Source organism: Haloferax namakaokahaiae, assembly GCF_042663225.1.
In the GTDB taxonomy this organism is placed as follows: domain Archaea; phylum Halobacteriota; class Halobacteria; order Halobacteriales; family Haloferacaceae; genus Haloferax; species Haloferax namakaokahaiae.
Genome location: NZ_JBHTAA010000005.1, coordinates 1,452,124 through 1,476,780, shown reverse-complemented (window position 1 = coordinate 1,476,780; position 24,657 = coordinate 1,452,124). Strand labels below are relative to the sequence as shown.

Sequence of the window (24,657 nt, the reverse complement as noted above, 5' to 3'; positions counted from 1 at the left end):
ATAGCGTTTTGACAGGAAACGCCGTTACTCTGCTGCCCCTCGCGCCGGAGCAAGGTTCCGGCGACCACCGAGTGTTACGACGAAGAGGATGCCGAGACCAGCGCCGTAGGCGGCCATGAGCGGAATCGTCACCATGAACATCGTCGTGATGCTCGCGGGAGTGAAGATGGCCGAGAGGGCGAGGATGAGCACGGTGACCTCTCGCCAGCGGTTCCGCATCATATCGTAGGTGATGCCCGCGCTGTTGAGTAGGACCATCAACACCGGCACGTCGGCGAGCAGGCCGATACCCGCCGTCGTGAAGAAGATGAGCCAGAAGAAGTTGGTGATGCGGTAGGCGATAATCATCTCCGCGGCGATGGCGTCCTCGACGAGGAACGTGATGACGCCGGGGGCGACGTAGTTGTAGCCGAGGGCGAACCCACCGAGCAATCCGGCGGTGAGCGCGCCGGTCCAGAGGAACACGGTCCGGCGGCGCTGGCGGACGATGCTCCGGTCGCGGAGCGCGGGCCACGCGAAGTACGCGACGAGCGGCAACGTCGCCAACGCGGCGATAATCGTCGAGAACTTCACCTCGAAGATGAGCGCCTCCATCGGGTGGAGGGCGACGACGTTCAGCACTTCTTCGGGGCGGATGACCGCGGGAAGGCTTCCGAGGAAGTCCTCGTACACGTCTCGAATCCCGCCGATGTAGAGCCACGTGAACGTCCCGCCGAGGACGAGCATGAACCACCCGACCACCCAGAACGCCCGCGAGGTAACCGATTCGACGATGAACGCGATGTCGGTGTAGTAGCCGCCGATGTCGTCCTCGTCGGTCTCGCCGTCGGTCAACTCGGAGAAGAACGCCCCGCCCGCGCGAGTCGTCCGCTCTTCGAGTTCGCCGGGTTGGTCTTCTGCCTCCGCTTCTCTGTCGGCCTCGGCTTCGTCGAACCGGTCGAGGATGGCCTGCGCTTTGTCGTTGTCGCCGTCGTCTATCGCCATCGAGGCGAGCGCCATCGCACGGTCTTCGTCAACTTCTGCGAACGCCTCGGGCGGGGCCGCCCGGATGCCGTCCGCGTCGAGCGACCCGAGGTCGAGTTTCGTCGGGTCGCCGACGCCGACTTGCGTCCGCTCCAAGCGCTCGATGTCGCGGTAGATGAAGTACCCCAGACCGAGGACGCCCCCAGCGAGGACGCCTGCGAGAGCGAAGAGGACGACCGAGAGCTGCGAGGTGGGTTCGAGAAGGAGGTAGTCGCTCCCGACGTAGTCGAGACCGGCGTTCGCCAGCGCGACACCGCCGTATTCGTAGAAGGTGTAGACGAGGAGTCCGCCGACGACGCCGACGCCCGCGATGAGGTTCCAGTGGTACTTCGCGGTGGCCGGGATGTCCATCTTCTCGCTCCCGCGTTTGGCCGTGACGACGACTTTGGCCAGATACAGGCTAAATCCGTAGAGCGTCAGGACGGGCACCGCCCACATGATTTGCGTGAAGGGGTCCGGCGGTGTGAACAGCGCCCCGAAGGCGAAGATACCGACCGCGGCGTGCCGCCACTTGTCGCGGAAGAGTTCGTAGGGGACGATTTCGGCGTACGAGAGTCCGGTCATCGCCAGCGGGAGTTGGGAAGCGAGACCGAACGAGAGGGTCAACAGGAAGATGAACTGCGCCCACTTGACGATAGAGTACGTCGGCGTGAACCCGGCCGAAAGCGCGTTCTGGGCGAGGAACGCGAACGTGAACGGGAAGAAGACGAAGTAGCCGTAGGCGACGCCGAGTACGAACAGCACCACCACGCCAATGAGGATGAGAACGAGCTTCCAGAGCGCGACGGGTGACCGCGGCCACGCGCCGCGGGCTTTCAGCGCGTCACGGGCGTAGTAGATGAACGGCGGCAGGGCCATGAGGATGCCGACGACCATCCCGATTTTCGCCTGCAAGAGGATGACGTCGAACGGCGTCTGGGCGATAATTTCGACGTTGCTCCCGACCGAGGCGTTCATCTGCGCGTAGGTGATGCCTTTGAAGAAGTCCCAGACGTAGAGGCGAAGCGCGTAGAACGACCCGAGGAAGCCGATGAGGAAGACGATAAAGACCTTCTGGAGGTCTTTTTGCGCCGCTCTGAGCATCGCTCCGGCGGTCTCTCGGCCGGCCGAGAGTGCCGCTTGGGTGTCGTCATCGAGGGCGCTAGACATACGCGGTGAAAGCAGTCTCGCCGTTATCAATCTTTTTCACCGCGACGGCAGTGTCACGCCGCGTCGTCTCTCGATGAGTGACGGCGCCATCCGAAAAGACCTATAACTCGCCGGTTGCCTACATCACCTGAATGGCGGAGGACGACCGAGACGAAGACCCCTCTGCAGACGAACGTGAGCCGTCAGTCTCGTCGGCTGAGCGCTCCCCACCCACCCACGACGAGGACGGCGGTGGTGACGACGGCACCCTCGAATACGAGGCCGACGACGACGAGGCTGCTGACGTTGACGCTGCGCCGGACGACAGCGATAGCGACGGCTCCGACGATTCGACGACGGAACCGGTCTACGGCCGGGTCACCCCACCCGAAGAATCGACGGTGGACGCCGACGAGGCTGCCGACGCAGATTCGACTGCCGAAGCGGACGCCGGCGACGACGCGACGGCTGACGAGGAATCGATGGCCGACGAGGAATCGATGGCCGACGACGAATCCATGGACGACGACGCGGCCGGCATCACCGACCAGAGTCTCGTCGAAACCGACGAGGACGGGAACCTCGTGAAAAGAGACGACGACGCGGACGACGAGGGAAGCCACGCCGAGGAGACCGGTACGGACGATGAGGAAGGGGGCTCGGACGAAGCAGGCGCGTCCTTGACCAAGCGCCAACCGGAACTGGATGCCGACCCCAGCGACGCCTACACCGACGACTTCGGCGACGACCTCGACGACGGCTTGGTCGGCGGCGCTCCCGAGAGCGACCAAGAGATGCCGCTCACCGCACACATCGAAGAGATGGTTCGGCGGGTCGCGGTCGTCCTCGGTGTCGCGGGGTTCGTCACGCTCCTGTTGTTCCCCGGTGCCGACATCGTCAACGCCCTACTCGGGTTGAATCTCACGAGTGCGACCGACGTCATCAACTTCCTGTGGAACACCCACATCCCCGGCGCTGACACCATCGCCTCGCGTCGGCCGCGCCTGTACGGTCCGCTCGAACTCATCATCACGAAGCTGAAAGTCGCCGGTCTCGCGGGAACGGTCATCGGTCTCCCGGTGTTCGTCTACGAGACGTATCTGTTCATGCGGCCGGGTCTCTACGAACGCGAGCGCAAGTACTACCTCGCGGCCGTGCCGACGAGTCTCATCCTCGCGCTGGTCGGCGTGCTCTTTGCCCACCTCATCGTCCTCCCCGCGATTTTCGCGTACTTCACGTCCTACACCGAGGGGACGGCGGTCATCGCGTTCGGTCTCAAAGAGACGTTCAACCTCATCCTCATCCTGATGGGCTATCTGGCAATCGTGTTCCAGATTCCGCTGTTCGTGCAGTTGGCCATCATGATGAACCTGGTCACGCGGACGTGGCTCGAAGACCGTCGCCTGCTGTTCTGGGGTGCGTTCCTCGGCATCGCGTTCCTCGTCAGCCCCGACCCGACCGGGATGGCTCCCATCCTCATCGCCATCACGATGATCGTGCTGTTCGAGGGGACGCTCGCTATCTTGCGGTGGACGGGTAACTGACCTCAATCGAGACGCGTCGAGACGCCCGCCTCGGCGGTTTCTACCAGTTTGTCGTTAGCGAGGAGCAACACCACGACGATCGGGAGCAACCCGAGCACCGACCCGGCAGCGCCGAGCACGGCGCGCGAGAGTCGGAGTTCGTACAGTGACCAGATGATGGGTGCCCAACTCTCCGGCGCACCGTCGGTCATCAAGAAGGAGTAGAAGAACTCGTTGTACACCTGGATGAACGTAAAGACGCCCGCCGTTGCGATGCCGGGCTTCGAGAGGGGCATAATGACCTTCGTGAGCGCCTCCACTCGCGTCGCGCCCTCGATTCGGGCGGCGTCTTCCAGCGTGTCCGGAATCTGCCGGAAGAACGTCGTGAGGATGAAGATGGCCAGCGGCATCGTCAGCGCGCTCAACGGGAGACCCACCGAGAGTGGCGTGTTGTAGACGTTCGGACTCGACACGGTGACCGACCCGACTGACAACGTGAGGTTTCCGGTCAGGAGTTCGTACACGGGGACGAAGAACGCCACCGGCGGCACGTACGCGATACCGAGCGTGAGGAGCAAGAGAAGCCGCCGCCCCGGAAACTCCAGTCGGCCGAAGACGTAGCCCGCGAGGCTCCCGACCGCGACGACGAAGACCGTCGTGCCCGCGGCGATGACGAGTCCGTTGAACAGGTATCGGAGAAGGTCGGTCCCGAACAGGACGAAGAGATAGTTGTTCAGCGACACCGTGTTGGGGAAGACGCCGAGCTGGGCGAGCGCCGAGTCGGGCGTCAGCGAGAGGACGACCAACCAGTAGAGTGGGAACAAGAACACGAGACAGACGAATCCCACGAGCGGGTAGAACAGCAGTCGGTAGGTCAGCGTGGGATATCGAATCGCGTTCTGCACGCCGGTGGCGAACAGGTTGTCTTCACTCGCCATCGGTCACTCCTGTGCGGCTCGGATTCGGACGCATTCGAAGAAATGGTCAACAGACGCGCACTTAATCGCACGGGATTAGCCGGTCGCTTTCTCCCCTGTTGTTTCGTCCACGGCGGCCGATTCGACGCGGGCTTTCAGCGCCTCGTTCATCTCGACGAATCCCGCTCGGGTTTGGTCGCCGACAACGCGCAGGAGGAGTCCGGCGAGGAACCCAGTGAATCGCTCGGCGTGGACGAATCGGGTTCGCTCGCCGCCGTCGAGCGGTTCGAGGTGGAATCGGTGCTCGCCGTCGAAGATGCCGGGGGTGAACAGGTGGCCAAGCCAGCGTAGTTCGCGGTTGGTCTCACAGCCGACCACGTCGGGCGTAAACGTCGATTCGCGGCCACCGGGTGGGCGGAGGTGGACCGTCAACGTCGCGCCCTCGTTCGGCCGGCCGGCGATGCGCATGAACGGATTCCAGTCGGGGTAGTGGTCGAAGTCGGTGAGGACCGCCCACACGTCGGTCGGCGGGGCGTCGATGTCGATGTTGGTCGAGAGTTCGTGAGCCATGCACATCCTTCGTCGTCTGACAGCGTGAATCACGCGCAAAGGTTGATAACCAGTGAGATAAGAGACGGACCTATGGCAACCCTCCTGCTCGCCCGACACGGCGAGACGACGTGGAATCGTGCCGGGCGAGTGCAAGGATGGGCGCCCACCTCGCTGACCGACCGCGGTCAGTCACAGGTCGAGGCGCTCGCGGCGCACGTCGCGTCGAACTACGACATCGACCGGCTCATCGCCTCGGACATCGAGCGCGCCCAAGAGACGGCCCGCCCACTCGCAAGCGAACTCGATATCGAACCCGCGTTCGACCCGTCGTGGCGCGAACGCGACTTCGGGTCGCTGCAAGGACTGTTGTCCGACGAACTCTTTACGACCTATCCGCAGTACGCACTCTCGCAGGTCGGTGCGCCCGCCGCCCGCGAACGGCCGCCGAGCGGCGAGAGCATCGTCGAGACCCAACGCCGCGTCCTCACCGCACTCGAGGGGCTGTCTTCGTCGCTCGAAGCCGACGAGACGGCAGTCGTCGTCACCCACAGCGGGCCGATTCGGCTCATTCTCGGCGAAGTTCACGGACTCGACATTCAAACGTCGATGCTCGACCTCTCGGTCGAAAACGCGAGTCTGTTCGAACTGAGCATCGAACTCGACGAAGAGACCGAAACCGCCGACTATCACGTGATTGCCGAGAACGAGACGCGCCACCTCCCCGAGTAGCCGACCCTTTTGCGACGGGCGTGACGCTGCCAAGTGACTATTAGTGTCTGCGATTTGAATACTGCGTGATGTCTGGACAGTGGACCCGTCGGTCGTTTCTCGTCGCCGCCGGCGCACTCGGTCTCGCGGCCAGCGCTGGCTGTCTCGACGGCGTCGGTTCGGCCCGCGGGGTGACCGATATCGTCTTTCACAACGAGACGCCGACGGCGCAAACGGTCGCACTCTCGGTCACCCACCGCCGCGACGACTCGACCGTCGTCGAGACCACTATCGAGTTACCGGCGCACTCCCAGCACACCGTCAACAACGAAGTCGTGATGAAGAGCGACTACGACGTTCGCGTCTCTGCGACTGCCGAATCCGACGACGAACCGTACACCGAGACGTACACGTGGAAGGATGCGAACCAACCGCTCCACGTCATCGTCAACGACCAACTCGTCTTCGCGGTCCAAGTCGGCTGAAAAAGAGGTAGACGGAAGAAGCGATTACTTGAGCGGGTAGTCCTGTGCGAACACGTCTTCGACCAAGAGGTCTTCGTCTGCCTCGTCGGCGGCGGGGCTGACGCTCCCCGTCCGGTAGCCGTGGAGGTCCAGCGTGACGTGGTCGAAGCCGACGCCCTTCAGGTGGTCACGTGCCTCTCGAACGAAATCGGGGTCGAGCGCGCGTTCGAGTTCCTCGGGTGCGACTTCGATGCGGGCGAGACCGTCGTGGTCGCGGACGCGAAACTGCTCGAAGCCCCACGTTCGCAGGATGTTCTCGGCCTGTTCGACGCGCGAGAGGCGCTCTTCGGTGACTTCGAGACCGGTCGGGATGCGCGACGAGAGGCAGGCCATCGAGGGTTTGTCGGCGACCGAGAGGCCGTAGTCGTCGGCGATTGCTCTGACCTCGTCTTTCGAAATGTCGTGGCTCAACAGCGGCGAGACGATTTCGAGTTCTTCGACCGCGCGCAGGCCGGGTCGGTGACCCTCGCCGGGGTCCGAGGCGTTCGTCCCGTCGCAGACCGTCTCGATACCGCGCTCGCGGGCGGCCTCGTACATTCGGCCGAGACGCATCGTCCGGCAGTGGTAACATCGGTCGCCGTCGTTGACGACGAAGTCCGGATTGTCGAGTTCGGAGAACTCCACGGTGATGTGGGGAATGCCGATTTCCTCTGCGACGCGCTTCGCGTCGTCCAGTTCGGCCTCGGGAAGGGTCTCGCTCTTGGCCGTGCAGGCGACCGCATCGTCGCCGAGGGCGTCGTAGGCGAGTGCGGCAACCACGCTTGAGTCTACGCCGCCGGAGAAGGCGATGAGGACGCTGTCGCGCTTGGCGAGTGCCTCACGCGCTCTGTCGGCCTTCGCCGAGACGGTTCGCTCGCTCATAGCACCTCCTTCCCAGTCGATGGTCAAAAGCCCCTCGTCACCGGCGCGGACGGCCGGAACACTGGTTTGGGTGTCGAATTCCGAGTCCGAAGCTCGCACCCGCTATTTTTTGGTCGCTGCCGCGATAGGTCCGGGCGAATGGAGTTCGAGACCATCCCCGGCGTGGGCGAAAAGACGGCAGCGGCGCTCTCGGAACTCGATAACGCCGAAGAAGCCCTCAGAGACGGCGACGTGGCGGCACTCTCGAACGCACCGGGAATCACCGTCGGCCGAGCGGCGGCTATCGCGCGCGGTGCGATTCGACGCGAACACGACGACCCCGGCGGCTTTCTCGCCACCGACCGCGCCACCGAACTCTACCGCGACGCGCTCGAACTCGTCCAGTCGCGGACGGTGACGAACTACGCGAACCGACGCCTCGAAACGCTGTTTCCGACCGGCTCTGCGTCCCGAATCGAAGAAGTCCGGGCGTTCGCCCGCGACGCGCTCGAACACGAACCTGACCCCGAAGTCCTCGATGCGCTCTCGGGTGTCGAACCGCTCTCGGAGCCACCCACAGTCCGCGTGCGCGAGCGCTGTATCGCCACGGCGGACGCCGAGCGTTACGCCGACGCCAAATCGACGTTCCCCGAACTCTCCATCGAAGTCGTCGAAGACGCCCGCGGCATCGCCGAACTCGCCCGCTCGTACTCGACTGTCGTCGTCCTCGACGAGACGTTCGCCGGCATCGACGTCGCGGGCGACGTGCGCGTACTCCCCGACGCCGCCGACCGAATCGACGAACTCGTTCCCGAGCGCCTCCTCAACTTCTTCGCCGAGAACCGCGAGACGCTTCAGGCCGCCGCCGCGGTTCACGACGCGGCGAATCTCGACCCCGCCTGCGATACCGACGCGCTCGAAGACGCTCTCTCCCGGCTCTCGGACGACGGCACTATCGTCGGCGACGACGAGTTGACGCGACTCACCAACGCCGTCTCGGACCTCGACGCCGCCGTCTCCACCGCCGAATCTGTCGCTAACGACCGCCTGCGCGACGTCATCCGCGAACGCGACGTGACCATCGAAGGCACGGACTTCCTCTCGCTGGTCGAACAGGGCGCGCGGGTCGATTCCCTCCTCGGCCGGGAACTCGAAGACGAGTTCGACGGTGCGCTCGCCGCCGCCCGCGAGCACTTCGTCGAATCGCTGGGCTTGGTCGGCAGCGAGGCCGCCTTCGCCGAGCAAATCTTCCCCGAGAACCCGTCGTTCCCGCTCGAACACGACGAGGCCGCCGTCGGACGCCTCCGAACCGAACTCAAGGCCGGACGGGACCGACGCGCCGCGAAGTTGAAAGCCGAACTCGCGTCGGACTTACAGACGCTCCGCGACCCGGTCGAGACGCTCGTCGGCGACGCGCTCGAACTCGACGTGAAACTCGCCGTCTCGCGGTTCGCCCGCGACTTCGACTGCGTCTTCCCCGAGTTCACCGGTGCCGCCGGCGAGGGCGAACCGGGGTCGTTCGCTATCGAGGGCGGCCGCTCGCCACTGCTCGACGTGCCCTTCGAGGACGTTGACCCCGTGGACTACGACGTTGCGGGCGTGACGCTCCTCTCGGGTGTCAACAGCGGTGGGAAGACTTCGACGCTGGACCTCGTGGGTCTCATCGTCGTCCTCGCCCACATGGGCTTGCCCGTCCCCGCCGACTCTGTCACACTCAGTCGCTTCTCCGAACTCCACTACTACGCCAAATCGCAGGGGACCCTCGACGCTGGCGCGTTCGAGAGCACCCTTCGGGACTTCGCCAACCTCACCGACGGCGCGGCCGATAGGCTGGTTCTCGTAGACGAACTGGAGAGCATCACCGAACCCGGTGCCTCGGCGAAAATCATCGCCGGCATCCTCGAAGAACTCGCCGAACAGGGCGCGGCTGCCGTCTTCGTCTCACACCTCGCGGGCGGGATTCGGGAGGCGTCGGACGTGTCTGTCGCCGTGGACGGCATCGAAGCCGTGGGGCTGGAAAACGGCGAGTTGGTCGTGAACCGCTCGCCCGTGAAGGACCACCTCGCGCGTTCGACGCCGGAGTTAATCGTCGAGAAGTTGGCGGGCGAGAACGACACGACGTTCTATTCGAGACTCCTCGAAAAGTTCTAACCCACTTTTTACTCCTCGGAGTCGCTTTCAGCGACCCCCCCTCGGAGCAAAACCTGTCTTCGTGAGCGCCAGCGAGCGAAGGCTCGTGAGGCGCGAAGCGTCTCACGGTGGAGGAAAAAAGCCGCGAAACTCGGCCTTCGGCCTCGTTCGCGGTGCAGTTTATTTTATCACAGCACCCCGACAACTCCATCCAATGCCCTCCAACGAACTCTCCCCCGAAGAGCAGTACGAACTCACCTATCGGGCGACGAAGAACGCCCTGTGGGACGTGCTCGGGACCGCCGTCTATCTCGCGTTTCTCATCGTCGCGGCGAGTATCGGGCTGTTCACGCTCTTTTTCCCGGCGGTGTTGAACCTCTCGCAGAATCCGAATCGCCCCGTCTTACTCGGTGCCGCCGCAGTCGGGGTGCTGATTTTCGGCGTTGCAGGCTACCGAATCTACCAGCTCACGCGCTAGTCAGTAGGTGACGTAGCGACTCGTGACTTCCCAGCGAATCGTCGCAACCAGCCCAATCAGCCCGGCGAGCGACATCGAAAGCGGGAGGAGCGTCGTCGGGTCGGTGTAGTCACGATTCTCCTCGAAGTCGAAGTGGTAGTACACCTCGTCGCGTTCGACGATCCGTGGGAGTCGTTCGGGGTCCTCCTCGAAGCGAAGCGTCTCGCCGTCCAGTGCGCGGTCAACGTACTCCCGTTGGGTCGCCGAGAGCGAGTCGTACGACGGTTGGACTCTCTCGGGAGCCTCCGTCGTCTCGTGGTCGAACTGGTAGGTGTAATCGGTGTCGCCGAAGAATCCGTAGCCGAGAATGCCGAATCCGAGGAGGGCGAGCGAAATCACGAGCGCGACGACTTGGAGACGACTGGTCATATCGCCCCAACTCGTGACACTAAATTAACTATTTCTGTGGGCCTGCTCGATTGGCTGAACTGCCCGTAGCAACTCGCTAGAAGCCCCTCGCTGTCTGACTCTCGTCGGACACCACCCGGTAAACGATTAAGTCCCCCGCGCGTTGTATTCTAGTCGATGAGGGAGGACCCCGAGGAGGGGATGCTGTCGTGGGACGAGACGGTGTTCCGCGACGAACACGTCTTCGAGATAGACTTCGTCCCGGAGACGTTCAACCACCGCGAGACACAGCTTCAAAGCCTGAAGTACGCGCTCAGGCCCGCCGTTCGCGGTTCGCGTCCCCTGAATACGATGGTTCGTGGCCCGCCAGGGACGGGTAAAACCACGGCCGTACAGAAGCTCTTCGGCGAGTTGGGCGTCCAGTCGGGCGTTCGAACCGTTCGCGTGAACTGCCAGGTCGATTCGACGCGTTATGCCGTGTTCTCGCGCGTCTTCGAACACATCTTCGAGTACGAACCCCCTTCTTCTGGGATTTCGTTCAAGAAGCTGTTCGGGCAGATTACCGACCGACTCGTCGAAGACGACGAGGTGCTCGTCGTCGCACTGGACGACGTGAACTACCTCTTCTACGAGAACGAGGCCTCCGATACGCTCTACTCGCTTCTCCGGGCCCACGAGGCCCACAGCGGCGCGCGCATCGGCGTCATCATCATCTCCTCGGACCTCTCGCTCGACGTTATCGACGAACTCGACGGGCGCGTCCAGAGCGTCTTCCGCCCCGAAGAGGTGTTCTTCCCGCGGTACGACGTGGACGAGATTTTCGACATCCTCCGCGGACGCGCCAGACGCGGCTTCCACGACGACGTGGTCGGCGACCCCGAAATCGACCGTATCGCCGAACTGACCGCCGATAGCGGCGACCTTCGGGTCGGCATCGACTTGCTCCGCCGTGCCGGTCTCCACGCCGAGATGCGCGCCTCCCGAACCGTCGATTTGGAGGACGTCGAGGCGGCCTACGACAAGTCGAAGTACGTCCACCTCTCGCGGGTGCTCCGCGGGCTTTCGGACCCGGAGCGCGAACTCGTCCGCGTCGTCGCCGAGTGCAACGGCGAGCGCGCCGGCGAGGTGTTCGAGGTGTTCCACGAAGAGACCGGACTGGGCTACACGCGCTACTCCGAACTCGTGAACAAACTCGACCAACTCGGTATCATCGAGGCCCGCTACACCGAAATCGAGGGTCGCGGGCGAACCCGGTCTATCTCGCTGACCTACGACGCCGACGCGGTGTTAGACCGCCTCTGAGCGGGCGAAGAGTCGGGTCCCTTTTTACTCGTCGCCGCAGTCGATTCGCGCATGAAGACCACTGGTGGAACCGACGAACAGAAGCGTCGAGCGGCGCTCGCTGCCGTCGAATCGGTCGAAGATGGGATGGTCGTGGGTCTCGGAACCGGCAGTACGACCGCTTTCGCAATCCGCAAACTCGGTGACCTCGTCGGGTCAGGACTGGATATCCGCGGCGTTCCCACCTCCTTTGCCGCCCGCGAACTCGCCCGCGAAGCGGGAATCCCGCTCGCCTCGCTCGACGAGATTTCGGCTATCGACCTCGCTATCGACGGGGCAGATCAAGTTGCGACGAGCGACGGCGCGCTCGTGAAAGGCGGCGGCGCGGCCCACGCCCGGGAGAAAATCGTCGATGCGTTCGCCGACGAGTTCCACGTCGTCGCCGACCCGTCGAAACTGGCCGAGACGCTCTCGCACTCGATTCCGGTCGAAGTCCTGCCGACGGCCAGAACGACGGTTTCGGCGGCGGTTTCGGACCTCGGTGGCGACCCGGTGCTCCGTCGTGCAGAGCGAAAAGACGGACCAGTCGTCACCGATAACGGAAATCTGGTCCTCGACTGTGACTTCGGCGAGATTTCGGACTCGGAGTCGCTGGCGACCGCACTGTCGGCGATTCCGGGCGTGGTCGAACACGGCATCTTCGTCGGTCTCGCAGACGTGGTCTACGTCGGCACCGCTGACGGCGTCGATGTCGTCGAGTTCTAGTCGGTCGCTATCGCTCTGCAGTCTGCGATAAATAGGAGTAGTTTTTAAACCGGTTTACAGGTCGCGGGGCTGGACCGTCTTCCGGTCGTTCTCTTCTGCACGTCGTGCAGCGTCGTCGAGAAGTTCCTTCACTTCCTCGTCGAGTGCGTCGTAGAAGTCCGAGGCCACGTTTTTGTCCTGAAGCGCTTCCTTGACGGCTGCCTTGACAATGAGGTCTGCCATACATGATTCCTTTCCGAAGGACCTTTAATAAACGTTTCTATATTTTTGCTGCCTAGTGCCGTATTCGCCGGTTATGGCGCTTATCTAACGACGAAATTCCTGAGAGAATACTCCCTTATATATCTATCTGGTCCACAACGCGATATCGACACGAGAACGACGGGTATGAGTACGCTCGGGTCAACAGACGGCCATGCGCGACATTCTCGACGCCGTAGCGTCTGGGGAGCTTTCGCCTGCCGAAGCAGAAGCCAAACTCGCAGGGTACACGACGACGGGTGCCGGTCGGTTCGACGCCGCCCGTGAGACGCGTCGTGGCGTCCCGGAAGCGATTCTCGCAGAGGGAAAGACGCCAGACGAGACGGCGACACTCGCGGCGGCCGCAGTCGAAACCAGTGGTCGGGCACTCATCACTCGTGCCTCTCACGCCCACGTGGACGCCGTGAAAGCGATGCTCTCCGACGCCGACATCGACAGCGACCCCCGAGCGCGAACCATCGTCGCCACCGAACCGGGATTCGAGCGCCCGACCATCGACGCGTCTGTCGGTATCGTCACGGGTGGCACTTCCGACGCCGAGGCGGCCGGCGAGGCCGCTGCCGTACTCCGCGAGATGGGTGCCTCGACCGAACGAATCGAAGACGTCGGCGTCGCCCACCTCGGACGCGTCCTCGACCACCTCGAAACGCTCCGCGAGATGGACGTGCTCATCGTCGCCGCGGGGCGCGAAGGCGCACTTCCGACCGTCGTCGCAGGACTGGTCAACACGCCCGTTATCGGTCTCCCCGTCTCGACTGGCTACGGCCACGGTGGTGACGGCGAGGCCGCCATGCTGGGGATGATTCAGTCCTGTACCGTCCTCTCGGTGGTGAACGTCGATGCGGGCTACATCGCCGGTGCACAAGCCGGACTCATCGCTCGCGCCGTCGCCGACGCCCGCGACGACTGATTTCTAGCATTCGTCCACTTTCAGGTCAGAAAATCGACCGGTTCTCGTGCGCACGCACACGCGCGAAGCTTCTATATGCGTAGGCGTCTCTAGAACAAATTACCGGCTTGGTGGCTGCCGGATACCAACAATGCCAGTATGTGACCACTGCGGGTCACACGTCTCCGAGCGCTTCGCACGCGTGTTCGCCGACAAGCACGGGCAAGTCCTTGCCTGTCCAAACTGTTCGGCGAACGCGGGTATCGCGGAAGTCGCGCGGCAACGTGCCCGCACTGCATGACCACTGAAGCGGCAAAAGACCACCACGCGAAGCCAACACCGAATGCACGAGTTCGAGCGGAGGATTCATCTCCTCGGACTTGAACCACTTTCTCGTGCATTTCGTCTACATGGTCGAGTGTAGCGACGGCTCGCTCTATACAGGATACACCACGGACGTCGAGCGACGCGTCTCCGAGCACAACGACGGGTCGGGCGCGAAGTACACACGCGGCCGAACGCCCGTCGAACTCGTCCACGTCGAGACCTTCGAGTCGAAGTCGGCGGCGATGTCCAGAGAGTACGAAATCAAGCAGCTCTCGACGCGGAAGAAACGACGGCTCGCAGAGTCGTAACGTAGTTTTTTGACGTGCGCCGGTGAGGTTCGAGTATGGACCAGATTGCTTTCGGGACCGATGGGTGGCGCGCGACCTTAGACACGTTCACCGACGACCGCGTCCGCATCGTCGGACAGGCCGTCTCGACGTACCTCGCCGACGAGGGTTACACCGACCCCGTGCTCGTCGGCTACGACGCACGCGAAACCTCGCCCGGGTTCGCCGAATCGCTGGCGGAAGTCATCGCAGGCAACGGGTTCGACGTCTTGCTCCCCGAGCGCGACTGCCCGACGCCGCTCGTCGCCTACAACATCGTCGAGCGCGGCCTGTCGGGGGCGCTCATGGTGACGGCTTCCCACAACCCGCCGGAGTACAACGGCGTGAAGTTCATCCCGTCTGACGGTGCCCCTGCGCTCCCCGAAGTCACGGACGCCGTCGCCGACCGCCTCGCCGAACCCGACTTGCTCCCCGAGTCCGAGCGCGGAACTATCGAGCGCGTGGACCTCGTCTCGCCCCACGCCGACCACGCGATGGACCTCGTCGGGAGCGACCTCTCGGACCTCACCGTCGTCTACGACGCCATGCACGGCAGCGGCCGCGGCGTCACCGACGCACTCCTCGAAGCCGCGGGTGCAGAGGTCGTTCGCCTCCACTGCGAGCGCGACCCGACCTTCGGCGGGAAGTCACCCGAACCGTCGGCCGAGAACCTCGAAGCCCTCGCCGACGCCATCGAGGAACACGACGCGGATCTCGGTGTCGCCAACGACGGCGACGCCGACCGCCTCGCTATCGCAACGCCCGACCGGGGCGTCCTCGACGAGAACCTCTTTTTCGCCGCCGTCTACGACTACCTCCTCGAATCCGACTCCGGCCCGGCGATTCGGACGGTCTCGACCACGTTCCTCATCGACCGCATCGCCGAAGCTCACGGTGAGGAAGTCTTCGAGACGGCTGTCGGCTTCAAGTGGGTCGCCGACGGGATGCGCGAGCACGAGGCGCTCATGGGCGGCGAAGAGTCGGGCGGCTTCTCCATCCGCGGGCACGTCCGCGAGAAAGACGGCGTGCTCATGGGCCTGCTCGCGGCCTCCGTCGCCGCCGAAGAGCCGTTCGACGCCCGACTCGACCGAATCGCCGACGAACACGGCGAAATCGTCGCCGACAAGATAAGCATCGACTGCCCCGACTCCGAGAAAGCGCGCGTCCTCTCGGACCTGGAGGGCGAACTCCCCGAGACGGTCGCCGGCCGCGAAATCGCCAAGGTCGTCACCATCGACGGGTTCAAACTCCTCCTCGAAGACGGGTCGTGGCTCCTCGTCCGCCCCTCGGGGACGGAGCCGAAGCTTCGCGTCTACGCCGAAGGAAGCAGTGAAGAAGGCGTCGCGGAACTCCTCGAAGCGGGCGCTGTGCTCGTCGAACCGCTCGTCTGACCGCCGCGACGACTCGTTGGCTACCCCTCGTTCTCCTCGCGCGGCCTGACGACGCCGCGATACGTCGAGGTGAACAGCGGCAACTGTTCGGCGTGCTCGGTGAGCGTGACCGTCTCCCGCGAGACAGACACCAAGTTCGCCGCTTCGAGTTTCGGTAAGTGTTCTTCGACGACGCCGACCGCCGTTCGTTCTTTGGTTCGTGTATCGACTTGATTCGGTGGAATGTCCAGCACACGCCCCGCGAGCGCGGCCGTGAGTTCGGTCAGCGAGACCGGTGTCTCACGGGCGTGGAGATACTGGATAAGGTATCGCCGCGCCGGGTCCGCGAGCGCATCGAAGACGCGGTCCCAATCGCCGAGGATGTGTGGATGTTCGTCTCGCTCTCCCATTGGTTCGACCAGTCGGTACTTGTTTGGGAGTGATTATCTCTGTGTCGGTTGTTAACACTATCCATGAGAGTTCTTCGTGTCGTCACGTCCTCGTGAGACCGACGGTCCGTCACCGAGACTCGTCACGGACGCCACGAAATCGCTCGAATCCGCTCTCGTCTTCGCTCTCGCCGGCGCGCTCGACAGTGAACCCGAGCGCCTCGTAGAACGGTCGTACGCCGGCGTCGAACTCGGCGACGAGTCGGTCTCGTCGCTCGGCCGCCGCCTCGACCAACACCGACCCGACTCCGCGTCCGCGACGACTCGGCGAGACGGCCACCGCGTCGATTTCGTCGCCGTCGAGGACGAGCGCGCCGACGACGCGGCCCGAATCGTCGCCGACGAGACAGTCGCCCGCATCGAGTTTCGCCCGAACCTCGGCCGCCTCGGCTTCGAGCAATCCGGCGTCGAGGATGCGCATCACGTCGAGAAAGTCGTCGGAGTCGCCGACTCGGACGGTCGGTCTGTCCATCGAAACGAGCTATCCCCCTTTGATGAGTCGCAGCACTTTGACGTAGTCCACTTCGATGGGTTGGTCTTCGGGGACGGGGCGGCCGTCTACGAGCACGGACACCTCGTGGGGACTCAAATCGACGGCCTTCACGAGGTCGGCGTAGGTGCCGTCGTCGTCCACGGTGAGTTCGTGGGTCTCCTCGCCGACGACTTCGACGGTGACGTTCATGGTCTGGCGTGGGACGGGCGGAGATTTCAGTCCGTCGCCTCGTGACTCTCTCGCCGCCGAAACCGTCTCGAAACGCGGGTGATGTGAGCCTTTATTCTGACAGCTGAACAACAATTATGAGCGTCAGTAGACGGCTACGGGCGCAGGAGAGTCACGACAATGCCGACGTACGTCACCCTCTGGAACTACACACAGGACGGAATGGCCAAGATAGACGAGAGTCCGGACCGACTCGATTCTGCCATCGACCTCATGGAGTCGCTCGGTGGCGAACTACACGAGTTCTACCTCACGATGGGACAGTACGACCTCGTGACGGTGGCCGAGTTCCCGGACGACGACGCCGCGGCGAAGGCGATTCTCAGAATCGGTCAGACCGGTGCCGTCGCGGGCGAGACGCTGAAGGCGTGGCCCGAAGACGACTACCGCGACCTCATCGCAAACCTGCCCTGAGGTCGTCGTATCGGCGTCGCACCTCGTGATTTTTCGCCGGTTCGGAGTCGTCTCGGACGGTTTATGTGCCGGGCGCACTCTTCGTGTGCTATGAGCGAGGCCGCGGAGTCGGGCGACGCCCCGACGGGTCGTGAAATCTGGATCGAGAAGTACCGACCGCAGACGCTGGACGACGTGTACGGGCAAGAGGCGATCGTCGAACGTCTCCGGAGCTACATCGAGCGCGACGAACTCCCTCACCTGCTCTTCGCAGGCCCGGCGGGCGTCGGCAAGACCACCTCTGCAACCGCGATTGCCCGCGCCCTCTACGGCGACAACTGGCGCGGTAACTTCCTCGAACTCAACGCCTCCGACGAGCGCGGTATCGACGTGGTGCGCGACCGAATCAAGAACTTCGCGCGCTCGTCGTTCAACCCCGAACGCGGCTACACCATCATCTTCCTCGACGAGGCCGACTCGCTGACGAACGACGCCCAGTCGGCGCTGCGCCGCACGATGGAGGAGTTCTCCGACAAGACGCGATTCATCCTCTCGTGCAACTACTCCTCGAAGATTATCGACCCCATCCAGTCGCGGTGTGCGGTGTTCCGCTTCTCGCCGCTCGGCGACGAAGCAATCGCCAATCAGACCCGCGATATCGCCGAAGCGGAGGGTATCGAACTCACCGACGACGGACTCGACGCGCTCGTCTACGCCGCCAGCGGCGACATGCGACGGGCCATCAACTCCCTGCAAGCGGCCGCGACGACGGGCGAAGTCGTGGACGAGGAAGCCGTCTACATGATCACCGCGACCGCTCGCCCGGAGGACATCGAGGAGATGGTGCAGGCGGCTATCGACGGCGAGTTCACGACCGCACGCAAGAAACTGGAGACGCTCATCGTCGATACAGGGATGGCCGGCGGCGACATCATCGACCAACTCCACCGCGCCGTCTGGGACTTCGACCTCGACGAGCGAACCGCCGTGCAACTGATGGAGCGCATCGGCGAAGCCGACTACCGAATCTCCGAGGGCGCGAACGAACAGGTGCAACTCGAAGCACTGCTCGCCTCACTCGCTCTCTCGGAGAACTAACGTCCCGTCTCGAACTCGAACCGCGCACCACCCGTTTTGCCGTCGGTCACGATACACGTCCAGCCGTGGGCGTCGGCAATCGACTGGACGATTGCGAGTCCGTAGCCGATGCCGTCGTTGCCGGAGGTCTCTCCGGGTTGGAACACGTCGCGTCGGCGGTCGGGTTCGATTCCCGGGCCGTCGTCTTCGACGTAGAACCCCGCGCAATCGTCGCGTTTGCCGACCGTGACCTGAACGTCGTCGCCGGCGTGTTTGACCGCGTTTCGGAACAGGTTCGCAAGGAGTTCGGCCAACCGGTCCGGGTCGGCGTCGATAGTCACGCTGTCGGCGACTTCGAGCGTCGCATCGGAGGTTTCGGTGGTCATCCACGCGCGCTTGGCGATGCGTTCGAGCGACACGCTCGCCGTGTCACCGACGAGTTGCCCGCGTCGAGCGAGCGAGAGTAAGTCGTCGATGAGCACCTCCATTCGGTCGAGCGCGTTCGCTGCGGTGTCGAAGCGGTCGTCGTCGCCCGTCTCGCGGGCGAGTTCGAGGTTGCCGCGAGCCACGCCGAGGGGGTTTCGCAGGTCGTGGCTGACGATGTTGGCGAACTCTTCGAGCCGTTCGTTCTGGCGCTCTAGTTCGAGTTCGCGTGCCTTTCGGTGGGTGATATCGGTGTAGATGGCGTAGCCTGCCCCGCGTTCTTCGCCCGGCGAGAGCGGCACGACGTTCAGGATGAAATCTCGGAAGCCGTTCTTCGTCTGGCGTCGAACCTCGCCCTGATAGCTCTCGCCGCGTCCGACGAGGAGTTCGGGCGGTGTCGCCGGTTCCTCGTTAGGTTGGTCGCTCGTCGGCCCGACCGGGCAGATTCGACTGAGGAGGTTCGTGTCGGCGATGTCGTCGGCGCGGTACCCGAACATCTCTTCGAACACCTGATTCGTCTCCGTGACCTCCACGCTGTCGTCGCACACTGTGTAGGCCACCGCGGCATCCGAGATGTGCTCGAACAGCGCGCCGAGTCGGTCGCGCTCGTCTCGGAGGTTTCGCTCGGCGCGAATTCGCTCTGCGGTCACCGAGACGTGGTCCATGAGCAACTCGGTCAACTCGGCGTCGCGCTGGCTGAACGCGTTCGGCACGTACGACGTGGCCTGAAACACCGCGATATCGCCGATTGGAACGCTCAGCCCGGACCGATACATCTGCTTGACGGGCTTTGCGTCACTGTCGGTGGCCATGTCCGAGACGAGTTTCGTCTCCCCCGTCAGATGTGTCTTCGCTGCGACCCCGCCGTCGTCGAGCGAGATGCGTTTGGCACCGTCTTCGGGGGCGTCCGAAGAGATTGCCATCGGGACGATGTGGTCGTCTTCGACGACGCCGATGTAACTCAGGTTGAAATCGAGAATGTCGTCGGTGACGTGGACGGTTCGCTCGAACAGTTCTTCGAGCGTCGTCGCGGCCGCGAGTCTCGCCGCTCCGTGGTGGAGGCGTTCGATTTGCTCGCGGCCCTGCCGAACTTGTTTTTCCGTCTCGATTCGCGTGTGCGTTCCGGCGATGTACGACGCGAGCAACTCGGCGAGACGGAGGTCGGTCTCGTCGTACGCGTCAGTCTGATTCGAAATCGCCTGAAAGACCCCTATGTCGCCGATTGGGACGCTGACGGCCGACCGAAACGACGGGTCTCTCGGTTCGGCAATCGGATGGCTGTGAACGTCGCCGACGAGGTACGACCGCGCGTTCTGATACGTCGAGCCGAGGACACCCTTGTCCGGCGGTATCGGCCCTTCGATTTCGTTGCGGCAGTTGCTCGCTCGGATGTAGAGTCCGTCCGAGTTGGCGACGATAATCGACGTGTTGTCGAACTCCAAAATCCGGTCTGCGAGGTCGAGACCACGTTCGAAGAGTTCCTCGACCGTCTGGGCCATGACGAGGCTCGTCGTCCCTTCGTACAGTTGTTTGAGTCGCGTGTTTTCGGCCACTCGCTCGGTCTCTTCGCTCGTCTGCTGTTCGTGTCGTGCGAGCGTCCAGCGAACCTGCGTTTCGAGGGCCTCTCGGTCCCCGGCAGGCACGTAGGCGTCGAACCGATTCGGGTTCGAAACCTCGCTCGGGTCGGCGTCGGTGTACAACACAACCGGAACGTCGGACGGCACGCTCGCGCCCGGGTCGCTCACGACCACACACCCCGGCATCGAGGTGGTCTCGCGGTCGTCTTCGCGTATCACGCGGACGCCTGCTCCGAAGTCGAACTCGTCGGCAAGCGCGTCGTCTACGAAAACAATATTCTCGGTTGTTTGCACGTCTGTCTCACTAACCCACGGTTACGCTAAGCATAACCGTTGCGGCATGCACACGACTCCGCTCAACGGCCGCAACCTGGCCACCGTCGCCTTTTCACAACATTCTCTCTTCGAAATTTTACGCGGTTAATTCAGCGTCCAAAAGCCGTAGTTGAGGACGGTTGCGAACGCCACCCACGCGAGGTAGGGAACGAGCAGGAGCGCCGCCCGGCGGTCCACCTGTGCGAACTCCCACATCGTCAGGCAAATCGCACCGAGCAGGACGACGATGACGACCAATCCCAGCGCCGGCGACTGTAGGCCGAAGAACGCCGCCGACCACGCGACGTTGACGACGAGTTGCGCCCCGAAGACGGTGAGCGCCCGCCGAGTGCGTGGGCTGTTCGACTGCGAGACGAGAAACGCCGCCACTCCCATCAGTGCGAACAGCGTCGTCCACACCGGTCCGAACACCCAGTTCGGCGGGGCGAACTCGGGGCGAACGAGCGTGTCGTACCACGACCCGATGGAGGTGACGGTGAAGACGCTTCCGACGAGACCGGCCAGTTGTGCGAGGACGACCCACCCGACGAGTTCGGCCACGTCTCGCCGACGAATAGCGGACAGTTCCATACCGCAGTAATCGGTCGGAACGAAGATGAGCGCCACGGTTGTGTCGGTGAAAAACCGCAAAAACCGGGCGTCTGCGGCCATTTCCCGGAACTGTTTTACCTCACGGTAGACCAGAGTTGGGCAATGAGCGAACTCGAAGAGGAGTACCGCCTCGAGTATTTCGAGGAGGAAGGCTTCTACCGGAAGCAGTGCCCCGTGACGGGCGCGTACTTCTGGACACGAGACGAAGACCGTGAGACCTGTGGCGAACCGCCGGCCGACGACTACACGTTCATCGACAACCCCGGATTCGACGAGGAGTACACGCTCGAAGAGATGCGCGAGAAGTTCCTCTCGTTCTTCGAGGACCACGACCACGAGCGCATCGACCCCTACCCGGTCGCCGCGAACCGCTGGCGCGACGACGTGCTCTTGACGCAGGCGTCTATCTACGATTTCCAGCCGCTCGTCACGTCCGGCGAGACGCCACCGCCGGCCAACCCGCTCACCATCTCCCAACCCTGTATCCGCATGCAGGACATCGACAACGTGGGCAAGACCGGCCGTCACACGATGGCCTTCGAGATGATGGCCCACCACGCCTTCAACGCCCGTGAGGAAGCGGGCGACCAATACGCCTACGAGGGCGAAGTCTACTGGAAAGACGAGACGGTCCGCCTCTGCGACGAGTTCTTCGAGTCGATGGGTGCCGACATCTCCGAGATCACTTACATCGAGGACCCGTGGGTCGGCGGCGGCAACGCCGGACCTGCGTTCGAAGTTCTCTACCGAGGCGCGGAACTCGCCACCCTCGTCTTCATGTCGATGACGCAGGACCCCGACGGCGAGTACGAACTCAAAGACGGCAACACCTACACGCCGATGGACACGTACATCGTGGACACCGGCTACGGACTCGAACGCTGGACGTGGGTCTCGCAGGGCACCCCGACGGTGTACGAGGCCGTCTACCCCGACATGATTGCGTTCCTCAAGGAGAACGCGGGCATCGAGCACACCGACGAGGAAGAACGACTCATCCACCGCGCGGCGACGATGTCGGGCAACCTCGATATCGACGAAATCGACGACCTCTCGACGGCGCGCGCCGAAATCGCCGACGAACTCGGCGTCGATTCGGAGGAACTCACCTCGCTGCTTCGCCCGCTCGAAGACATCTACGCCATCGCCGACCACTGCCGCACCCTCGCCTACATGTTCGGCGACGGCATCGTCCCCTCGAACGTCGGCACGGGCTACCTCGCCCGGATGGTGCTTCGACGCACGAAGCGCCTCGTGGACAACGTCGGCATCGACGCGCCCCTCGACGAACTCGTGGACATGCAGGCCGAGCGTCTGGACTACCAGAACCGCGATACCATCCGCGACATCGTCCGCAGCGAGGAGCGCAAGTACCGTGAGACGCTCAAACGCGGCTCTCGCCGGGTTCGCCAGCTCGCCGACGACTACGCCGAGAGCGAGGAGTCCATCCCCGTGGACGAACTCATCGAACTGTACGACTCGCACGGCATCCAACCCGACATGGTACAGGAAATCGCCGAGGAGCGCGGCGCGACCGTCGATATTCCGGACGACTTCTACTCGCTGGTCGCCGACCGCCACGAACAGGTCAAAGCCGGCGAGGAGACGACCGAGCGCGACGAGCGTCTGGCCGACCTCCCGGAGACGGACAAACTCTACTACGACGACCAGGACCGAACGGAGTTCGAGGCCGTCGTCCTCGACGTGTTCGAGCGCGAGGAGGGCTACGACGTGGTCCTCGACCAGACGATGTTCTACCCCGAGGGCGGTGGCCAACCCGCCGACCACGGGACGATTTCGACCGACGACGTGACCGTGGAGGTCACCGACGTCCAAATCGAGGGCGACGTGATTCTCCACCACACCGACGAGGACCCCGGCAAGGGCGAGTTCGTCCGCGGCCAACTCGACGTGGAGCGCCGCCGTCGCCTCATGCGACACCACACGGCGACCCACGTCATCGGCCACGCCATCCGGAAGGTCCTCGGCGACCACATCCGGCAGGCCGGTGCCTCGAAGGGGACCGACCGCTCGCGTCTCGACGTGACCCACTACGAGCGCATCACCCGCGAGGAGGTCAAGCGAATCGAACTCGTCGCCAACGACATCGTGATGCAGAACATCCCGGTCAAACAGGAGTGGCCCGACCGCCACGACGCCGAGAAGAAACACGGCTTCGACCTCTATCAGGGTGGCATCCCGCCGGGAGAGCAGATTCGCCTCATCCACGTCGGCAGCGACGTGCAGGCCTGCGGTGGCACCCACGTCAAGCGAACCGGCGACATCGGCTCCATCAAAGTCCTGACCACCGAACCCGTCCAAGACGGCGTCGAGCGCGTCGTCTTCGCGGCCGGTGACGCCGCCATCGAAGCCACCCAGCGCACCGAAGACGCCCTGTACGACGCCTCCGACATCCTCGACGTGAACTGGGAAGACGTGCCGGCGACGGCCGAGCGCTTCTTCACCGAGTGGAAGGCCCGCGGCAAGACCATCGACCGCCTCAAGACCGAACTCGCCGAGGTTCGCGCGACGGCGGGTGCCGACGAAATCGATATCGAAGGCGCGTCTGCGGTCGTCCAGCGCCTCGACGGTGACGCGGACGAACTCCGCGCGACTGCGAACGCGCTCGTGGAAGACGGAACGGTCGCCGTCCTCGGGTCTGCGGCGGGCGGCAGCGCCCAGTTCGTCGTCGGCGTCCCCGACGGGGTCGGCATCAACGCCGGCGAAGTCGTCGGCCAACTCGCCCGCAAAGTCGGCGGCGGCGGCGGCGGTCCTGCTGACTTCGCACAGGGTGGCGGACCCGACGTGGACGCCCTCGACGACGCGCTCGAAGCGGCACCCGACATCCTCCGGACCGTCCTGAACGCCTGACGCCTTCGGACCGCTGACCCGCACCCCGGACTCGAACCGCCGACTCGAACTTTCGATTCTCCACTTTTGACAGCTCGACTATAGTATTAGTGTGGAATTCTAGTGGTATGCTCTACGTAATTACATCAGATAGACATAAGTGGCGACACGTGTTGGTTGGTGACAATGATTCAGGGCGAACTGCTCGATGAGCGTACTTCTTGCCAGTCTCTCTTGGTTCTCGGCAGTGGCCGTTCGGCCGACGTTTCGCAACTCGTCGAGGTTGACTCGCCGTCGCAGACGCCGTTATTGGCGATTTCGTTCTCGCCGCAAGCGTCACCCCGTCCCGACTACTGGGAACAACACATCGGGTTTCGGCCGGCTGACGTCGTGCTCATCACCACCGAGTCCGGTGCCGACCAATCCGCCGACGATGGTTCCGTCTCGTACGTCACCGCACCCTCTGCGTTGACCGGTATCGGGATGCAGGCGACAGAGCAACTGGCGTCGTGGGACGACGAATCGGACCTTCGACCCCTCGTCGTGGTCGATTCGCTCACGATTCTCCTCCAGTACGTCTCGGTCAAGTCGCTGTATCGATTCTTGCACGCGCTCACGGTTCGCTTGGACGCCTCGAACGCCCGCGGCGTGTTCTACCTCGACCCGATGACACAGGATGACCAGACGGTCTACACGTTCGCGTCGCTGTTCGACGCGATTGCGGAACCCGACGACTCCGACGACTCTGACGACTCCGACGAGCGCACGAACGGCCACGCATCGTCCGCGTGGTCGGTTCGAACCCGGTAGC

Annotated in this window: 26 protein-coding genes; 15 read left to right on the top strand and 11 right to left on the bottom strand. The window is 63.7% G+C overall.

Features of this window, described 5'->3' with window-relative positions; all coding sequences use genetic code 11:
* Nucleotides 1–24: 24 nt before the first annotated feature.
* On the bottom strand, nt 25–2,172 hold the full coding sequence (gene tatC, locus ACFQJC_RS15425) for a twin-arginine translocase subunit TatC (RefSeq protein ID WP_390225021.1): 2,148 nt from the start codon (nt 2,170–2,172) through the stop codon (nt 25–27).
* A 131-nt stretch (nt 2,173–2,303) separates the two neighbouring features.
* On the opposite strand from tatC, the gene ACFQJC_RS15420 reads away from it, so the two are divergent.
* Nucleotides 2,304–3,695, top strand: coding sequence for a twin-arginine translocase subunit TatC (locus ACFQJC_RS15420; protein WP_390225019.1), 1,392 nt, complete (start codon nt 2,304–2,306; stop codon nt 3,693–3,695).
* 2 nt (nt 3,696–3,697) lie between these two features.
* Here the strand turns inward: ACFQJC_RS15420 and ACFQJC_RS15415 are convergent, their stop codons facing one another.
* Nucleotides 3,698–4,612 (bottom strand): carbohydrate ABC transporter permease, encoded by a 915-nt coding sequence (locus tag ACFQJC_RS15415; protein WP_390225017.1) that lies wholly within the window; start codon nt 4,610–4,612, stop codon nt 3,698–3,700.
* 75 nt (nt 4,613–4,687) lie between these two features.
* Nucleotides 4,688–5,161 (bottom strand): SRPBCC family protein, encoded by a 474-nt coding sequence (locus ACFQJC_RS15410; protein ID WP_390225015.1) that lies wholly within the window; start codon nt 5,159–5,161, stop codon nt 4,688–4,690.
* Between the two features lie 72 nt (nt 5,162–5,233).
* Here ACFQJC_RS15410 and ACFQJC_RS15405 point away from each other — a divergent pair, with 72 nt between their 5' ends.
* The gene (locus tag ACFQJC_RS15405; RefSeq protein ID WP_390225013.1) at nt 5,234–5,872 is read left to right on the top strand and encodes a histidine phosphatase family protein; all 639 of its coding nucleotides are present in this window, start codon (nt 5,234–5,236) and stop codon (nt 5,870–5,872) included.
* 68 nt (nt 5,873–5,940) lie between these two features.
* A complete protein-coding gene (locus ACFQJC_RS15400) occupies nt 5,941–6,336 on the top strand; it encodes a hypothetical protein (RefSeq protein ID WP_390225012.1) in 396 nt (131 codons plus the stop codon).
* A 24-nt stretch (nt 6,337–6,360) separates the two neighbouring features.
* Here the strand turns inward: ACFQJC_RS15400 and larE are convergent, their stop codons facing one another.
* A complete protein-coding gene (gene larE, locus ACFQJC_RS15395; RefSeq protein WP_390225010.1) occupies nt 6,361–7,236 on the bottom strand; it encodes an ATP-dependent sacrificial sulfur transferase LarE in 876 nt (291 codons plus the stop codon).
* 138 nt (nt 7,237–7,374) lie between these two features.
* On the opposite strand from larE, the gene ACFQJC_RS15390 reads away from it, so the two are divergent.
* Nucleotides 7,375–9,366, top strand: coding sequence for a MutS-related protein (locus ACFQJC_RS15390; protein ID WP_390225008.1), 1,992 nt, complete (start codon nt 7,375–7,377; stop codon nt 9,364–9,366).
* Between the two features lie 193 nt (nt 9,367–9,559).
* The gene (locus ACFQJC_RS15385; RefSeq protein WP_390225006.1) at nt 9,560–9,823 is read left to right on the top strand and encodes a hypothetical protein; all 264 of its coding nucleotides are present in this window, start codon (nt 9,560–9,562) and stop codon (nt 9,821–9,823) included.
* Here the strand turns inward: ACFQJC_RS15385 and ACFQJC_RS15380 are convergent, their stop codons facing one another.
* Nucleotides 9,824–10,231, bottom strand: a complete 408-nt coding sequence (locus tag ACFQJC_RS15380; RefSeq protein WP_390225004.1) for a hypothetical protein — start codon at nt 10,229–10,231, stop codon at nt 9,824–9,826.
* A 156-nt stretch (nt 10,232–10,387) separates the two neighbouring features.
* On the opposite strand from ACFQJC_RS15380, the gene ACFQJC_RS15375 reads away from it, so the two are divergent.
* Together ACFQJC_RS15375 and rpiA are read left to right on the top strand one after the other, a co-directional pair.
* The gene (locus tag ACFQJC_RS15375) at nt 10,388–11,512 is read left to right on the top strand and encodes an ORC1-type DNA replication protein (protein WP_390225002.1); all 1,125 of its coding nucleotides are present in this window, start codon (nt 10,388–10,390) and stop codon (nt 11,510–11,512) included.
* 51 nt (nt 11,513–11,563) lie between these two features.
* Entirely contained in the window at nt 11,564–12,256 is a 693-nt protein-coding gene (gene rpiA, locus ACFQJC_RS15370) for a ribose-5-phosphate isomerase RpiA (protein WP_390225000.1), read from the top strand.
* 54 nt (nt 12,257–12,310) lie between these two features.
* On the opposite strand, the gene ACFQJC_RS15365 is transcribed toward rpiA, so the two are convergent.
* The gene (locus ACFQJC_RS15365; protein ID WP_390224998.1) at nt 12,311–12,478 is read right to left on the bottom strand and encodes a DUF1931 domain-containing protein; all 168 of its coding nucleotides are present in this window, start codon (nt 12,476–12,478) and stop codon (nt 12,311–12,313) included.
* Between the two features lie 193 nt (nt 12,479–12,671).
* Here ACFQJC_RS15365 and larB point away from each other — a divergent pair, with 193 nt between their 5' ends.
* The 4 genes from larB to ACFQJC_RS15350 all read left to right on the top strand — a co-directional run bounded on the left by larB (nt 12,672) and on the right by ACFQJC_RS15350 (nt 15,450).
* Complete coding sequence (gene larB, locus ACFQJC_RS15360; RefSeq protein ID WP_390224996.1) at nt 12,672–13,427, top strand: nickel pincer cofactor biosynthesis protein LarB; 756 nt, start codon at nt 12,672–12,674, stop codon at nt 13,425–13,427.
* 130 nt (nt 13,428–13,557) lie between these two features.
* Nucleotides 13,558–13,707, top strand: a complete 150-nt coding sequence (locus tag ACFQJC_RS18280) for a DUF7563 family protein (protein WP_416838353.1) — start codon at nt 13,558–13,560, stop codon at nt 13,705–13,707.
* A 94-nt stretch (nt 13,708–13,801) separates the two neighbouring features.
* Nucleotides 13,802–14,041 (top strand): GIY-YIG nuclease family protein, encoded by a 240-nt coding sequence (locus ACFQJC_RS15355; protein ID WP_390224994.1) that lies wholly within the window; start codon nt 13,802–13,804, stop codon nt 14,039–14,041.
* Nucleotides 14,042–14,076: 35 nt separating this feature from the next.
* Nucleotides 14,077–15,450, top strand: a complete 1,374-nt coding sequence (locus ACFQJC_RS15350; protein WP_390224992.1) for a phosphoglucomutase/phosphomannomutase family protein — start codon at nt 14,077–14,079, stop codon at nt 15,448–15,450.
* 20 nt (nt 15,451–15,470) lie between these two features.
* On the opposite strand, the gene ACFQJC_RS15345 is transcribed toward ACFQJC_RS15350, so the two are convergent.
* The 3 genes from ACFQJC_RS15345 to samp2 all read right to left on the bottom strand — a co-directional run bounded on the left by ACFQJC_RS15345 (nt 15,471) and on the right by samp2 (nt 16,560).
* Nucleotides 15,471–15,839, bottom strand: a complete 369-nt coding sequence (locus ACFQJC_RS15345; protein ID WP_390224990.1) for a winged helix-turn-helix domain-containing protein — start codon at nt 15,837–15,839, stop codon at nt 15,471–15,473.
* Nucleotides 15,840–15,948: 109 nt separating this feature from the next.
* Nucleotides 15,949–16,350: a GNAT family N-acetyltransferase gene (locus ACFQJC_RS15340; protein ID WP_390224988.1), complete on the bottom strand. Its 402-nt coding sequence runs from the start codon at nt 16,348–16,350 to the stop codon at nt 15,949–15,951.
* A 9-nt stretch (nt 16,351–16,359) separates the two neighbouring features.
* Nucleotides 16,360–16,560: a ubiquitin-like small modifier protein SAMP2 gene (gene samp2, locus ACFQJC_RS15335; RefSeq protein ID WP_390224986.1), complete on the bottom strand. Its 201-nt coding sequence runs from the start codon at nt 16,558–16,560 to the stop codon at nt 16,360–16,362.
* 159 nt (nt 16,561–16,719) lie between these two features.
* Between samp2 and ACFQJC_RS15330 the strand changes: the two genes are divergently transcribed.
* Both ACFQJC_RS15330 and ACFQJC_RS15325 read left to right on the top strand, forming a co-directional pair.
* Nucleotides 16,720–17,013, top strand: a complete 294-nt coding sequence (locus ACFQJC_RS15330; RefSeq protein ID WP_390224984.1) for a GYD domain-containing protein — start codon at nt 16,720–16,722, stop codon at nt 17,011–17,013.
* Between the two features lie 90 nt (nt 17,014–17,103).
* Nucleotides 17,104–18,090 carry a replication factor C small subunit gene (locus tag ACFQJC_RS15325; protein ID WP_390224982.1) on the top strand — a complete coding sequence of 329 codons (987 nt, stop codon included), beginning with the start codon at nt 17,104–17,106 and terminating at the stop codon, nt 18,088–18,090.
* Here the strand turns inward: ACFQJC_RS15325 and ACFQJC_RS15320 are convergent.
* Nucleotides 18,087–20,363 (bottom strand): sensor histidine kinase, encoded by a 2,277-nt coding sequence (locus tag ACFQJC_RS15320; protein WP_390224980.1) that lies wholly within the window; start codon nt 20,361–20,363, stop codon nt 18,087–18,089. The genes ACFQJC_RS15325 and ACFQJC_RS15320 overlap by 4 nt on opposite strands.
* A 126-nt stretch (nt 20,364–20,489) precedes the next feature.
* Nucleotides 20,490–20,975, bottom strand: coding sequence for a TspO/MBR family protein (locus ACFQJC_RS15315; RefSeq protein ID WP_390224978.1), 486 nt, complete (start codon nt 20,973–20,975; stop codon nt 20,490–20,492).
* 123 nt (nt 20,976–21,098) lie between these two features.
* Here ACFQJC_RS15315 and alaS point away from each other — a divergent pair, with 123 nt between their 5' ends.
* Complete coding sequence (gene alaS / locus ACFQJC_RS15310; RefSeq protein WP_390224976.1) at nt 21,099–23,867, top strand: alanine--tRNA ligase; 2,769 nt, start codon at nt 21,099–21,101, stop codon at nt 23,865–23,867.
* A 165-nt stretch (nt 23,868–24,032) separates the two neighbouring features.
* Entirely contained in the window at nt 24,033–24,656 is a 624-nt protein-coding gene (locus tag ACFQJC_RS15305; RefSeq protein ID WP_390224974.1) for a DUF7504 family protein, read from the top strand.
* Nucleotide 24,657: the final 1 nt, after the last annotated feature.